This is a genomic window from Maribacter sp. 1_2014MBL_MicDiv (assembly GCF_001865655.1).
Classification (GTDB): Bacteria; Bacteroidota; Bacteroidia; order Flavobacteriales; family Flavobacteriaceae; genus Maribacter; species Maribacter dokdonensis.
On record NZ_CP011318.1, the window covers coordinates 235194 to 251090 of the forward strand.

Sequence of the window (15897 nt, forward strand, 5' to 3'; positions counted from 1 at the left end):
TTAATATACATTCAACTCTTTTATTAACTAACACGCTACCACTATGAAAAAATTATTAGGATTGGTATTGTTGATGCTGGTATTGGTCTCAGCCGCTTCAACAAATTCCATAAACGACAACTACATGCATACCATACAAGGCACATGGGAACTTGAAAGTTTTTATAATTACGATGGTCAACAAATAATTGATACCGTGCCCACGGCTGACGGATATAGACAGGTTAAAATGTACTATAATGGTAAAATTATGTGGACAAGATATGTTCCTGTAGACAAAATAGGAAGATTCGGCTATGGCACTTATAAAATTACCGATGACAGATTAATGGAAACATTGGAATATGGCGACAATGAAATGATCCAAGCTATGGATACCATGCGTATTTTTACTTTTGAACTACAACTAACCGATGACAGGTTCAGCCAAATAAGCCTTGATGAAGAAGGTAACAGAACATTTTCTGAAAACTACGTTAGGATAGACTAACCACATTTTGCAAACATTAAAAGAGCCCGTTCGCATGAACGGGCTCTTTTTAATATATTATGAATGGTTCTTAATATTTATCGGCTACTGCTTCTTCAACAGAACCAATAGAGGCTAAATAACGTTCAGCATCTAACGCTGCCATACAACCGGTTCCAGCAGCTGTAACAGCTTGTCTATATTCCTTATCCTGAGCATCGCCACTAGCGAATACCCCTGGTAAATTGGTCTTTGTAGATTTACCTTTGGTAATTAGGTAACCCTTTTCATCCATATCCAATTGACCTTTAAAGATATCTGTATTAGGTTTATGCCCAATAGCAATGAAAAGACCGGTAATTGCAATTTCTTCCTTTTCACCAGTCTGATTATTCACCATACGTAAACCTTCTACAACTTGCTCACCCAAAACCTCATCAACCTCAGTATTGTAACGTACCTCAATATTCTTGATACTGTTTACCCTATGTTGCATAGCTTTAGAAGCTCTCATTTCATCTCTACGTACCAACATAGTTACTTTATTACAGATATTGGCCAAATAAGAAGCCTCCTCTGCCGCAGTATCCCCTGCACCAACAATTGCAACGTCCTGTCCCTTATAGAAGAAACCGTCACAAACGGCACATGCGGATACTCCACCACAACGTAAGCGTTGCTCACTTGGCAAGTTTAAATATTTAGCGGAAGCCCCTGTTGAAATAATAACAGTTTCAGCCTCAATTTCCTTATCATTATCTGCGACAACCTTATGAATACCGCCTTTTTCTTTTGAAAACTCTACAGAAGTAATCATACCAATTCTAACCTCTGTACCAAAGCGTTCTGCTTGTTGTTGCAATTGTACCATCATAGTAGGACCGTCTATACCCTCTGGATATCCCGGAAAATTATCAACTTCAGTCGTAGTGGTCAATTGACCTCCAGGTTCCATTCCTGTGTACATAACAGGCTTTAAATCTGCACGTGCAGCATATATTGCTGCCGTATAACCTGCAGGTCCAGACCCTATAATCAATGTTTTTACACGTTCTATTTTATCAGACATAATATCAAGTGGTTCTATTAAATTTTCTATAACAAAAGTAGGTTTTTGAGCTAGAAACTTACAATATAGTTATCAAAAGTTTTTATACGATTATTAGCAATGAAGATAAGTATTCACTATTTTTCGGCTGTTTTTCCAAGTTTAAATTAATATTAATCTTTAGAAAAATGAACCTTCCCCCATTCTTAACGTAAGTATCGTAGAACTTTTATGATTATTGAATGAAGACCTTTAACTGTGCTATTATAGAGGATTCCATTACCCAAAGGAAGCTTCTAGAACAAATTATTGCAAAAAGTAAGCATTTAAAATTAATACACGCTGCCAGCGCCAATTCGGAAACTTTAAAGGAAATAAATAAGTCAAAAATTGATTTATTATTTCTTGATATTGAAATGCCGGACATGAACGGTTTTGAGTTTTTATCTGGACTGACCATACAGCCCAAGGTAATTATTACCAGTCATGATCAAAAGTATGCGCTTGAAGCGTTTGATTTCAATGTAACCGATTTTTTATTGAAACCCTATAGCACCGATCGGTTTGAGGCTGCCATTACCAAAGCCATAGATAAGGTGAAATCTGCTAAAAAGAAACAGCCAGAAAGCAAATTGGTCGTAAAGCACAACCTTAAGCAAGTTGAACTTAACGTGCACGCAATTTTATACGTTGAGGCACTGGGCGATTATGTTAAGGTGGTTACCGAAGAGCGTAATTATGTTATCTTATCTACAATGAGCGCTTTTAACGATAGACTAGAGGCGGATAAGTTCATAAGAATTCACAAATCTTATATTGTCAACCTAAAAATGGTTGAACGCTATAACCATGAGTTCATCGAAATTCAAAACAAGAAAATACCTATTAGCCGTGCAAAAATTGTTGAACTTGATCAACTGTTAAACTGCATAGATTAAAAACTGTATTTTTCTATTCTTTCAGCATTTCAGCAGTTGCAACCGTTCTAAAACCTGTATGCTCTAATGAGGAATCCATACTGGACCCCATTCTTGCAGATACACGGTAACTTGCGCAATACGATGCACTACACAAAAATGACCCTCCTTTGATCACTCTTTCTTTTGCAAGCGGGTTATTTGGTGTGTACGGACTTTCAGCACCTTTGGGGTTCACCAAAACCGTATTTTTAGATTTAGCTTCTTTGTAATAATCGGTATTATACCAATCACTGGTCCATTCCCACACATTACCTGCCATATCATATAATCCCAATGCATTTGGCGGATATGATTTTACGGGAGCCCTAAGTTCAAAACCATCTGCCATGGTATTTTCAACAGGAAATTCTCCTTCCCACGTATTCGCTTTTTCCGCCAGAACGGTTACATCATCGCCCCAATTATAAATGGTACCATATGAGTCCGCTCTTGATGCCAGCTCCCATTCCGCCTCTGTAGGCAAGCGCCTATTTGCCCATTCGCAATAAGCCAATGCATCTTCGTATGAAACTTGTACCACCGGGTAATCATCTTTTCCCTTTATGGAACTCTTTGGTCCATTAGGGTGTTTCCAATCTGCGCCAATGGTCCAATTCCACCACTGGGAAAAATCATAAAGATTAGGCACTGAAGATTTTGCTTTTTTAAAAGTCAATGAACCAGGCTGCAATATGGAATCGTGCGGTTTTTCTGTGCCTGCCGGTACTTGCTTTTTCAATTCTTCCCAATCAATTCCCCTTTCTGCGACCGTTACATAGCCTGTTGCTTTTACAAATGCAGAAAATTGTGCATTGGTTACTTCGGTAACGTCCATAAAAAAGCCATCTACCATTACATCGATTGCGGGCTTTTCATGATCCATAGCTATTTTATCATTATTAACTGCACCTTGTTTAAAAACAGCGCCCGGCACCCAAACCATACCTTTAGGAGCAGTTACTCCTTCCGGTTTTTCATTCAATACCGTATGATCTTTTACCGGTGTGGGCTTTTCAATCTCGGTTTTTTCTTCTTGCTGTATTTTGTCTTTCTTTGGTTCCGACTTACAATTGACCATCAACACACCAAAAACGATCAAGGCTACATAATGCATGCTTTTCTTCATGGTCTAAATATACTTTCTACTATTTAAAATTCTGATCAATAATAAGATTTTAACGTATTGGACTTATTACATAATCAAAAGAAAAGTTTTCCGGTTTGATCTGATATGTTTCTAACGGCAGGTTTCCCCAGCTATTATCACCACCTACACCCATTTGACTATGATCAATATTTATATTGATCAAATCTCTTGTAGGGATATCAAACGTATGCTGCTGCCTTTTTTCCATTCCTTCATCAAAATCTGAATTCAATTGATGGTGCGCACTAAACGAGAATAGATCTGGTGCTGTAATTTCAATACCCTTACCGTCCTTGTTCACAAAGGACAAAGTTCTAATATCCGTTCTGTTTCCATTCTCTTGGGGACGTATATATTCATAATACAGATCAGACACCTTAGCATTATACACGCCCACCAGAGCAGATGTATTACGATCTTGGTAGTTTTCATGTTTTCCCCTACCATACCATGCTACCTGATTGTAATTGTTATCAATGATCAGGTTATTACCAAATCTTGGCAGTATGGGCAAATCACCCTTAAGACCTGTCAATTGTGTGCTCACCAAAATTTCACCTTTCGTATTAATTGTGTAGGTTACCTGTACCTCTCCATTTACCGATGGTAGACCGTATGTTGCATTTAAATTAAAATCATTTCTAATCTTAAACGGATTAGCGGTTAACTTTACAGCATCAATAATTTTCTTGCCTTCATTGGAATTCACTTCTAAACGCAATAGATTTTGAGTATCGGTAGCATCTTTCCAAGGCTTTAATAATTTAGGCATATGGTAGCCATAATCATTATCGTTAGGTGCGCGCCAGAAATTAACGGCAGGTCCCTTTTGCAGCAAATTTCCCTGTCCGTAATCTATGGATGACAATGTTCCGTCCTTACTATTAAAACCTATTTTGAATCCGTCACCTGTAACGGTAATGATATCTTCTTTCTTAGTCAATTTTAATCCGTCAATATTCTCTTTAAAAACAGATGGTTTAAAATCTGTCAATTGAAACTGTTCGTAAGCCAATAAGTAGTGCTCAGGAATTAATGCACTTTCTTGCTTTGTGTTCATATATACATTCAAATGATACTCAGAAGTGGCATTTGCTAATTCTGGCAATTCTATTTGCACTTCTTTAATTTGATAAGGAGCAATATCAACATCGGCAATTTTTCCTTTACCTACTTCTACCCCATTCTCCAACAATCTCCATGAAAAATTATATTCGGACAGGTTTGTAAAATCATACATATTCTTTAAACTGATTTTTCCCGCTTTTGGATTCTCCGATGTAAACTTTACATATTGATATACTTTTTTCACTTCATACAAAGCCGGATGTGCAGAACGGTCAGGATCAACCAAACCGTTCAAGCAGAAGTTGTTATCGTTCTGTAATTCCGCTCCACCCAAATCGCCCCCAAAGGCATAAAACGCTTCACCATTCTCATTGGTAGCCTTTAGACCTTGATCTACCCAATCCCAAATAAAGCCACCTTGTAAAACATCATATTTCTCGATAACATCCCAGTAATCTTGTAAATTACCAACGCTGTTGCCCATGGCATGCGCATACTCGCACTGAATCAAAGGTCTTTTGGGGTCGTTCTCCGCATAAGCTATAGTTTCAGGTATTCTTGCATACATTGGTGCCTGTATATCAGTATTAGAGAAATTTGTAGCTCCTTCGTACTGTACAGGTCTTGTTGTATCATGTGCCTTTAACCAATCATACGTATTAAAAAGGTTTTGACCGTTACCGGCTTCGTTTCCTAAAGACCAGGTTACTATAGAAGTATAATTTTTATCGCGTTCAAACATTCTTATCGTTCTATCTAAATGCATTTCCCTCCACTCAGGTCTATATGCAGGGTGAATGGCAATTGCGGCCTCATCACCATCCAAACCTTGATTGGTTGCTCCCATACCATGAATTTCAATATTGGCTTCATCAACTACATAAAAACCATATTTATCCGCCATTCTATAGAAAAATTCGTTTTTAGGATAATGACTACAGCGAATAGCATTGATATTGTTTTGCTTCATCACCTCCATATCTTTCAATGTAACCTCTTCACTGATCACATGCCCGGTTACTTCATCATGATCATGAAGGTTTACGCCTTTGATCAATACGGGCATACCGTTCACCAAAAATTGATTGTTCTTGATCTCAATTTTTCTAAATCCGATTTTTGAACTGATGGCTTCGGTAACATTGCCTTTTTTGTCCTTTAATGTAAAAAGTAGTGCATAAAGATTAGGTTTTTCAGCATTCCATGTTTTTACATTAGGAATTTCTTGAGCAAATTTTACCGTAGTAATTCCTTCAACGACATCTAAACTTTGGTTTACTTTAAAGACTTCTTGTGCTCCATCCAATAATGTAATTTCTACTTGGGTACCTTTTTGTTTCTTACCGGTATTTGCCAATTCTAGGTCTAAACGGAATTTACCGTTCGTATAGGTCTCATCTAAATCTGCCACCACCGTGTAATCTTTTATCGTAGCTTTATTGGTTGCATACAAATAAACATCCCTATCTATACCACTTAACCTCCAAAAATCCTGATCTTCTAAATAACTGGCATCAGACCAGCGTAACACCTGTACGGAAAGGTCATTTCTGCCTTCTTTTAAATACTTGTTGATATGAAATTCTGCCGGAGTTTTACTGCCTTCACTATACCCTACCATTTGCCCGTTCAAGTATACGTACATGGCACCGCTTACCGCTCCAAAATGCAGGTACACTTCTTTATCTTCCCAGTTTTCAGGAGTTTCAAAATGACGCTTATAACTACCAACGGAATTAATATCGTGAGGAATAAATGGCGGATTCTTTGGAAACGGATATACCACATTCGTATATATGGGCGTACCGTAACCTTCCAGTTCCCAATTAGACGGTACCTTTATCTTGTTCCACCCAGAGGTATCATAATCCGGTTTATAAAACGATATAGGTCTTTCCGGTACACTTGCCGCGTAATTAAATCTCCATTCTCCATTTAAAGACTGATAGTTTAAAGAATTCTCCCAACTTTCATTTGCCAAAGCTGATTTCACGTCCTCATAGCGATAAAGCGATGCCGTAGGCTCTTCTCTGTTGATCTGAAATATTTCAGGATTCTCCCATTCCGGATTTTCCCATGTTGGAGCTTGTGCATTTAAAAATGCAGTGAATAAAAAGATGCCGAGTACGCAAATTTTAATACCGTTTTTCATGTTCTAGTTGTTCAAGTGTGTTAGTTTCAATATTTGCAAAATCACTCATATAATAGATATTTCGCATTTATACCGATTTCAATCAATGAAATTCACATTTTAGTACACACATAATTATGTACTACATTAAATTCCATCCTTGCAAAATACAACTAAACTTGTGGATTTAAAAATGCATATAAATTGATGTTTTATTTTTTGGTAAGATTTCTGAAGACAGTTTTCTATTCGCTTAACAATCCGTTTTCTAAAAGAGGTATTTGAAAACGTTCTGTTTCGGGCTTTGTGTGTTCCCTTTTAAATATTGCTGCAGCTTGTTCTAAAATTTCAGGATGCTTATCGGCTATATTGTTCTTTTCAGTAGGGTCATCTTTTAGATTATAAAGTTCGAATGTTGACTGCTCATCATCTTTTAAATGTTGCCGAACTACTTTCCAATCTCCTATTCTAATGGCAATTTGTCCGCCATACTCCGGGAATTCCCAGTACATAAATTCATGCTCAGCTTGTCCCTTTTCTCCCAATAAGGTGGGCATAAAACTAATGCCATCCGTATCTATTGGTGTTTCATAATCAACAATATCTGCAAATGTTGCCAGCATATCATAATGGGCAGATGCATAATCGCTCGTAGTACCAGGCTTGATTTTTCCGGGCCAAGTAAAAAATGTTGGCACACGTATACCGCCTTCATAGACAAACCCTTTGCCTTTCCCATATTCCCCGTCAAAAGGTTTGGCGCTTTCAAAAAATGTTGGATCTGCACCACCAGCGTAGCTTGGACCGTTATCCGAAGTGAAAACGATCAAGGTATTTTCATATAAACCCTCGTCTTTTAATTGTTGTACCAATTTACCCACATTCTCATCAAAATAAGACACCATAGCCGCATAGGCAGCATGTGGATTTTGATGTGAAAAGTACCCATTACCGTTACCGGATAAATAAGGCTCCTCTGCGCCGTACTTTTCTTTGTAATAATCTACCCAACGCTGTGGTGCTTGTAACGCCACATGGGGTATTGGCGTTGCCCAATACAGGAAAAACGGATTATCCTTATGCTGATTTACAAAGCCTGTAAGCTCTTTAAACATTAAGTCTGGAGCGTAATCGGTAAGCGTATAGTCTTTATAACTTTCTGGGTTCTTTGGGTCTAATCCTTTTGGAAAGGGCGAGCTCGGTGCAATGGTATCGTTCGCCAAATGCACACGGTTTCTGTTTTTGTACAAATGCAGCGGATAATAGGTATGCGCCTGTCGCTGACAATTGAATCCGTAGAAAAAATCAAAACCCATTTCATTAGGGATGGAATGCGTATGTGGAGCTCCCAAGCCCCACTTTCCTATTAACGCGGTTTTATACCCCTCATCTTGCAAATAATTAGCAATGGTTTTAGTACCCTTTGGTACCGGTCGTTGACCTTCTAAAGTTGAGTCATTAGCCATTGCCCTATAGTTCCAAACATCACCACGATCGTTCCACTCATCATTACCACGTATAAATGCCTTACCCGCATGTTTACCTGTAAGAAACATGTACCTAGCCGGGGCACATACCGGGGCACTTGAATAATGCTGTGTAAAAATCATGCCTTGTTTTGCCAAGGCATCTATATTAGGAGTTTCAATTTTTTCTTGACCAAAGACACCAATTTCAGCATAGCCCAGATCATCTGCCAAAATATAAATAATGTTAGGTTTTTGTTCTGTGGGCGCGGCTGTTTTACTTTCTTCTTTACATGATAAAAGAAGAATAGCAATTATAAATACATATTTCATGATGGATCGTTTGGTGTTGGTAGTTTTAAAGATACCTAATTATCCAAAACCTCTGCTATCATCCCTTTAAACATTTGTATGCCGGTTGCTATTAATTCATCTGGAAAATCATAATTAGCATGGTGCAATGCTGGATGCTCCTCACCTGCCCCTAAACCGAAAATAGCGCTTTTATATTGTTGGGAATACCATCCAAAATCTTCTCCGAATTTCAAGGAATTTACATGCTGGTTTATATAAAGGTTTTCTTGCTTCGCTACTTTTTTAATCCAAGAAACACATGTGTCATCATTATCGGATGCCGGAAAATATTCAAACCAATCTATAGTATATTGAAGCGAGTACGATTGCGCAATGGCATTCACCGACTTTTTAATTTTATCTTCTAACTGGGTCATATTTTCACCACTCCATGTACGTATGGTGTAATGGATTTCAGCATCTTCTGCCGATATGCCATAGTTTTTCTCCCCTAAATTCATATAAATGGGCGTACACAAGGCAAAGTTTTCTTTATGAGCATTTGGCTCTGAAAAGTGGGCAATACTTTTAATTAACTCTGAAACTGCCAATGCGGGATTCACCCCATTTTCAGGCTCTGAAGCATGGGCTTTTTTTCCTTTAAGCCGAATACACATACTTTGTACGGTAGCCGTAAAATAACCCGACCTTACCGATATTGAATGTTTTTTACTACCTGGTAAATTATGTAAGGCAAATACATAGTCTATTGTTAGGTTTTTGAACCTACTATCTTCAATGACGTTTGCCGCGCCTTTACCGGTTTCCTCGGCAGACTGAAACAACAGCACTACTTTACCCCGTTTAAAGGTTGCTTCTTTCAACCATGGCGCCAAACCGGCAACAATGGTCATATGACCGTCATGGCCACATTTGTGCGAAACTCCACTATTTTTAGAACGGTAATTAAATGTATTTTCCTCAACTATAGGTAAAGCATCTAACTCGCACCTAATTACAACCGTAGGTCCACTTTCTGCAAATTGATAAACAACCCCAACCCCTGTACCTCCTACACCTTCAATGATTTGAGTAGGATTGAAACCTTTTACAAACTCAACAATACGATTTGCCGTTTCATGTTCCTTACCTGAAAGCTCAGGATTTTCATGTAATTGTTTTCTAAGAAGAACCAAAGTATCGATCATAGATTAAAATTACTTATAAACTAAAATTTACAGAAACTAACTTACTTTAAAAGGTGTATTAGTTTTTAAAAATTTCTTCTAATTGAAAATATCAAAATCATCATTTACTACTACAACTTAAAAACATCATTAAGTCTTCCAATTTTAAAACCTTGTTCAAGCACAAATTTACTTTCTTCGCTTTCCGGATTTAATAACGGGTTGGTATGGTTAAAATGAATGAAAACAATCTTGCTCTTTTCCATGTCGGTCAATCCTTTAAACTTCTCTAAACTTTCAATGACAAAAGGGTGTGGAATTTCGTCAATATCTCTATTATTAATTTCTTTCCCACTGTAAAATGTGGCATCTAAAAATGCAAAATCTACTTTTTGTATTTCTTCAATAATATTCTTGTCCCACTTATCCCATTTATCAATATCCGGAATAAACAGTGCACTTTTATTTGGACCCTTAATATGATAACCCACCGTTTCTGAATACTCATCTCTATGTGGTACCACTATGGGAGTTACACTTATTTTATCAGATAGTTGTATGGCAACCTGTTCAACCATTTTATGCAGTTGCACATTTTTTCTTTTCACAAGCTGATCCCAAGGTCCATTGGTCAAAAGGAAATCTTCCATTTTAGGCATAACATAGACCGGAGTTTCACGAGTATCCATTGCTTCCTTACCTAAATACATTAAACCTGTGTAATGACCAATATGTGCGTGGGTCAAGAAAATTCCGTTTACTATCTCATTAGTGCCCTTTGCATTAAATTGAGTTAGCATTTTCATTTGTTGGGCAATGTCCGGGGTAGCTTCAAACATGTAAGACTTATGATGTTCAGCATCTACCAAGCCTAATGACACAACCCTTCTCTGAGAATCCGGATGTTCAAACAAATCAGCACAGCATTCTTTTTTACAAGCAATTTGGGGCGACCCGGCATCTTGAACATTGCCAAGAACCATAATAGCGGTTTCTTCTATAGTATTGGCTTTCACCTGTTGCACAGTCTGTTTTGGTGTTGATTTATCTGCGCAGGAAATAAATAGTAATACCGCTAAAATTAAAATATGCTTTTTCATTTTATTTTTCATTCCATACCAAAATCATACTTGGTTAAAATAGAAGACTATTTATTTTATATGAATAATGGCTATCAATCTCCAACCATAATCCAAGTGTTTTCAAAAATACTGCAGAAGGTTCCCCAACAGGCTGATTTGAAATTATTTTTTTTTACTAAGCTAAATTTATCTTTGATTGTAAATCTAGGTTATTATAGTATCCGTTTTAAATTGTTACCAATGGATAGAATATACAATAAGTCATTCCCAAATTAAATGCCGAATGACATATTATCGCTCCAAAAATAGAGCCTGAACATTTTCTACAAACGTAAAACAAAATACTCGCAACAAACATACTTAACACCCATATCATAGTTGGCACAAAGAGGAATTCCCATTGTTGATTACGGTAAACTAGTCCAAAATGAGAAATATGGACAATAGCAAATGCTAAACTATCTATTAAAGATGCTTTTCTATTTCCTACCGATTTTGCAAAACTCGAATGGACTATTCCTCTAAAAAAAAATTCTTCTCCAATAGGACTAAATGTCATTCCAATCAAAGCTGAAATACCGAACATTAGAAGCTTACTTTGTTCGTCAATTTCCAGGGGAATATTATACGATTTTCCAATATAGTTGTACCAGTTTTTGTACGTATCACCATAGAACGCTTCTCCCATGAAGTATAGAAGAATACTAAATAGCACACCTATTATCAAAGCAATAATCAGCCAAAGATTATTTGTAGGCTTTTTAATTCCGATTATATTTTTACCGTATTTACTTAAAAATATGAACGGTGCCATAGCCATAATAAGCATCATTATGCCAACAAATTGCATGTTTCCTATCACATTACCGTGTAAGACCAAAGCAATTCGGGGAATACATATAAGAAGAATTAAAAAAAGACCAAATTTCCAGTTAAACCTGAAAATTTTACTCCAAAAGGGTTTTAATTCAATCTCCATTTTTTTCTAAATTTTCAACCTTTTCTATCGTCTTTTCTAAACCGTCAGTAATGGTCCAGGATAGCATATACTTTTCTAAGACCTAAAGATAAGATACTAACACTGAACATAAGTGACCAATTAGTATTAGCTAAGTTGGTTACTTTACGCTCATATAGAAAAGCCAACAGCTTTCAAATAAAGTCCAAAAAACCATGTAAAAATTGAATTCCGACGTATAATACAAGGCTGTGTTATTCACGATTTAACCTATTTACTTTTGGTTGAATAATCCAAATGCCAATGATATAGAACCAGAGCAGAAAAAACTCTCCAGCGAAATCGCCAAAAGTTACAACTCTTTGAAGCTCTGCGGTTCTTATTGTTTTAGCCACGAAATATATGGTATGGAAAATACAGAACATTGAAAATAAATGAAGTGGCAGAATAATAACTAAGAACCAAGTACTATTTGAAAAACCATAAGTAAACATCCCAGAAAAAAGACCGCCTATAAACATCATAAAAACAATAGTATAGACCAATGGAATTATGAAAAAGGCTTTAAACCTCTTAACCTTCATTTCAATTTCGACAGGTATGTTTTTTTGAAGTCCAATTGCTATTGACCAAAACCAACCAAAAAACACTAGACTAAACAATATTAGTACATAAGGTAAAAAATCAAAATGAAAATAACGCTCATTAAGCACTTGGGTAACACCTTCCTCTCCAACTACTTCCATTGGTTGTATACGGCTTCCGAAAATTTCAAATATGAAGAACAATTGATAAATTATGGGGAGACCTAACATAACAATGAAGAGTTGCCATTGTTTGAGCCTTAAGAAGAATTGTATCATTTATAAGTTAATTTTATGGACTTTACAGTTATTTTTCTTTACCAAGTAAGTAGTTAAACTAGGTTTACTTTAAGTTTGGAGTAGACTTAATTACTGTGCTTTCATATTTTTTAATTATTAGTTTTCATTCTAAGTGTGATTTCTCCAATATTATATGCATAAATAGAAGCCGGTAGAAAAGTAAACCTTAAGGCTTGTGTTTCTTTCATTCCTATTTGGTCAATTGAAGTGACAACTGCTGCTTTAAGTTTATTTGCTTCACAAAATTTAATTAAACTTTTTAATACTTGTGGTTTATCAAAATAGCGATTACTCCACTTAATTTCTACTCCCCAAACAGGTTTGTAATTTTTATCATCTACTAAAACAAGGGTTACTTCCCCTTCCTTTCTGCCGTCTTTCCATCTAGCATAGGTTAAATCTAGTTGCTCCCGATGCATCCATTGTGAAAGAATTGCAGTTTCAACCATATTTCCCATTTCTTGATCTGTTTCACTTATCGGAGAAAACAAAGCAGTACGAAGAGATGGATTAGTAAGATATACTTTAAAACTTGTAATTTTTTTTAATCTTTTTGCATTTACCCCGACTTTATTTAATACTTTAATTAAGAATGCAGCCTCTAAATATTCTAGATATTTTTTTAATGTATCCTTTTGAATACCACTTTCCCTAGACATTGTCTCATACGAAAATTCATTTCCCGTATTATAAGCTATATATGTGAAAAATCTGTTTAACTCTTGGACATCTTTGATGCCGTACAAACTTGGTAAATCTCTAAGAAGAACTTTATCCACAATATCATTTTTCACGTATCTGCCCATATCGCCTTGTATTTTTTCAGATAACACAACCTCAGGGTAGCCTCCAAAATTTAAATAATGGATGAATTCTTTATTTAAAGCTTTTGAATCATGAGTTAAGCAATATTCTATATCCTTGTCTCCATATTGAATATGCCCTTCAAAAATTAAATGGTCAAGATTTTTCAAATGAATATATTCCTGGAATGTCAAAGGAGGTAATAAAAAATCAGTAAATCTACCCGCTCCACTTTCTGTGCTATGCCATTTCAATGCCGCAGCAGCTGAACCTGAAACAATGAATTTAGTTTCCGGATATGAGTCAACCAATACTTTTAAGTGTCTTTCCCAATCTTTCAAGTATTGTATTTCATCAAAAAAGATATAACAACCATTAAGATTGTCAAGGCTTAAAGATTCTTTACAAAGGGTTAGAATGTCTTCTAAGCTTAAGTTAACATAAATAGGGTTATCAATTCCAATAAAAAATAATCTATGAGGATTCGTCCCTTCCTTTAGTAAGTTCCCAATACAATGAAATAGCATTACCGTTTTACCTACTCTTCTTGGCCCCATAAGAACCAATGCCCTATTAATACTTCTTTCGAGAACGAATGGATAAAAGAGATCAAAATATAATCTTTTGGACATTGAACTGTATGTATCCGGAATCTCCTTGGTAATCCACCAAGGGTTTTCGTACCGGAGACGTTCGATAATCTTTTCTGTCGGAATAGGGTTTAGCATTGCCATATATTCATCTTAACTAGACAAGTATACTCAAATAAATAGATTCAAAACTATCTATTTTTACATTATTGATTAAATAGATGTATTTTTGATAAAAAAAATGAGTTAATTAAACAATTAGATATTCTATATTCTGAATCGCAATGTTTTTAGCTAGACTTAGAGGGGTATTAAGGAAACTTTTTGTTTCTGTCTACGCACGAAGCTAAAGCTTATTGTGTAGTTTTATTTTTTTTGTCCAAAACTAAATTTTGAGTATTTCCCTCTAACATAATTTTCACACAGTATTTTTATAAATGTATATAAATCTTTATAATACTTAAGTTTTAAAATGAGCGCATACTAATAATTAGTTTTCATCTGGTTGGATCCAGTCTGCATTTCTGACGAATAATAAATATTGAGCATAATCAGTGGTGTAAGTACCCTCAATAATATCATATGCATCCCAGATAGGTATTAACTTTTTAACTTTGGTTCCCCTTGTGGAATTTAAGTAAGGGGAACCCTGAGCGTCTAATTTAAGTAAGCTGATGCTGTTTGGCTCCGTAACTTTTTTATAGTCCGCTATTCCTTTTATGTACATAAAAAGTCTATTATCCTGTGAGTATTTAAATCTTGTAAATGCTTTGCCTTTGTCTTGCATAAATTTAGGTAGACTTTTGCTATCGACCGTCAATTTAGAGTCAACGTACAAGGTATTTAAGCTAACCAATTTGTTGGCGTATGGCAGCATGGAGTCCTTTTTTACCTTTCCAGCAAAAGTATAGTTATACCCTTGCAGGGTATGAGAAAAACCAAAACCACCATAAATATTGTTATATTCCCATTGATTTTGTTTATAAAATCTCTTAAAATTTTGATACATAAACGTATCACGACTTCTAATTTCTCTATAATTGGAAATATTGTACTCTATATTTTTTAATAAATTGAACGTAGTCATATCTAAATGTGATTTCTCTTTGTCTAGAATCAAGCTGAGTTTATTTTTAGACCAAGAAATTAATGAATCATTCGTTTCGTGAATCTCACCATGATATTTCATCGGTAGCTTTTCTTTCAATAATTTTCTAACCAGTTCAAAATCTGCTATTCTATCTATGCCAACAAGTTTAAATTTTTTGTTCTCAGGTAGTTGAGCGTAATATGTTCTCATTTTGTTCCATTTATTCCTGTATTGCTTTGAAATACTTCCTATATAAACCGGCCACTCTTTGAGAATTTTATGGAGTTCCATTTCATTTGCCCCTTTTAGATACTCTTGCAGATAATAACCTTGGGCAATATCCATTTCAGCCAAATAAACATCAACTTTTATTTTATCATGTATTTGCGTAAATAATGCAAAGTCTATTCTTGGAGAAGTTTCAACCTCGTGCACTTCACCAACCAGAAACAGTCTGTTATTATAAAAACTTTCATCCAGAGAATTAAACTGTAAAGAATCTTTCATTTTAACCACTTCTGTCTGTTCTTGTAAATAGTTTACATATTTACTAGATGAACAACTTATACATAATGAAATTAAAATTGCAAGGGTAAATAGATTACGGATTTTCATTTGATTGTTTTTAAGTTCTCCACAAAGAGAATCCATAAAAACAGAAACAAAAAAATAGTGTGACTAGCTTGAATGTTTTGGGTTATAATTGAAGTCTTAGGGATA

General features: G+C 35.6%; 12 protein-coding genes. 2 read left to right on the forward strand and 10 right to left on the reverse strand.

The annotated features are described in order from the left end of the window. Positions 1–43 precede the first annotated feature (43 nt). On the forward strand, positions 44–490 hold the full coding sequence (locus tag YQ22_RS01095; protein ID WP_071339728.1) for a hypothetical protein: 447 nt from the start codon (positions 44–46) through the stop codon (positions 488–490). A 70-nt stretch (positions 491–560) separates the two neighbouring features. On the opposite strand, the gene trxB is transcribed toward YQ22_RS01095, so the two are convergent. Continuing rightward, the gene (trxB, locus tag YQ22_RS01100) at positions 561–1538 is read right to left on the reverse strand and encodes a thioredoxin-disulfide reductase (RefSeq protein WP_071339729.1); all 978 of its coding nucleotides are present in this window, start codon (positions 1536–1538) and stop codon (positions 561–563) included. Between the two features lie 221 nt (positions 1539–1759). On the opposite strand from trxB, the gene YQ22_RS01105 reads away from it, so the two are divergent. Beyond that, positions 1760–2455, forward strand: coding sequence for a LytR/AlgR family response regulator transcription factor (locus tag YQ22_RS01105; protein ID WP_071339730.1), 696 nt, complete (start codon positions 1760–1762; stop codon positions 2453–2455). A gap of 13 nt (positions 2456–2468) precedes the next feature. Here YQ22_RS01105 and YQ22_RS01110 read toward each other — a convergent pair whose 3' ends face one another. From YQ22_RS01110 to YQ22_RS01150, 9 genes are all read right to left on the reverse strand, one after another. Next, positions 2469–3602, reverse strand: a complete 1134-nt coding sequence (locus tag YQ22_RS01110) for a formylglycine-generating enzyme family protein (protein WP_071339731.1) — start codon at positions 3600–3602, stop codon at positions 2469–2471. A gap of 49 nt (positions 3603–3651) precedes the next feature. Then, positions 3652–6843 carry a glycoside hydrolase family 2 TIM barrel-domain containing protein gene (locus tag YQ22_RS01115; protein WP_071339732.1) on the reverse strand — a complete coding sequence of 1064 codons (3192 nt, stop codon included), beginning with the start codon at positions 6841–6843 and terminating at the stop codon, positions 3652–3654. A 224-nt stretch (positions 6844–7067) separates the two neighbouring features. Further along, positions 7068–8621 (reverse strand): arylsulfatase, encoded by a 1554-nt coding sequence (locus tag YQ22_RS01120; RefSeq protein ID WP_071339733.1) that lies wholly within the window; start codon positions 8619–8621, stop codon positions 7068–7070. Between the two features lie 35 nt (positions 8622–8656). Continuing rightward, positions 8657–9790 (reverse strand): amidohydrolase, encoded by a 1134-nt coding sequence (locus tag YQ22_RS01125; RefSeq protein ID WP_071339734.1) that lies wholly within the window; start codon positions 9788–9790, stop codon positions 8657–8659. Positions 9791–9900: 110 nt separating this feature from the next. Further along, on the reverse strand, positions 9901–10869 hold the full coding sequence (locus YQ22_RS01130) for an MBL fold metallo-hydrolase (RefSeq protein ID WP_071342450.1): 969 nt from the start codon (positions 10867–10869) through the stop codon (positions 9901–9903). A 208-nt stretch (positions 10870–11077) separates the two neighbouring features. Further along, entirely contained in the window at positions 11078–11830 is a 753-nt protein-coding gene (locus YQ22_RS01135) for a CPBP family intramembrane glutamic endopeptidase (protein WP_071339735.1), read from the reverse strand. Between the two features lie 233 nt (positions 11831–12063). Continuing rightward, the gene (locus tag YQ22_RS01140; protein WP_071339736.1) at positions 12064–12672 is read right to left on the reverse strand and encodes a hypothetical protein; all 609 of its coding nucleotides are present in this window, start codon (positions 12670–12672) and stop codon (positions 12064–12066) included. Positions 12673–12782: 110 nt separating this feature from the next. Beyond that, positions 12783–14231: an ATP-binding protein gene (locus tag YQ22_RS01145; protein ID WP_071339737.1), complete on the reverse strand. Its 1449-nt coding sequence runs from the start codon at positions 14229–14231 to the stop codon at positions 12783–12785. 346 nt (positions 14232–14577) lie between these two features. After that, complete coding sequence (locus YQ22_RS01150; RefSeq protein ID WP_156894515.1) at positions 14578–15792, reverse strand: hypothetical protein; 1215 nt, start codon at positions 15790–15792, stop codon at positions 14578–14580. Positions 15793–15897 lie beyond the last annotated feature (105 nt).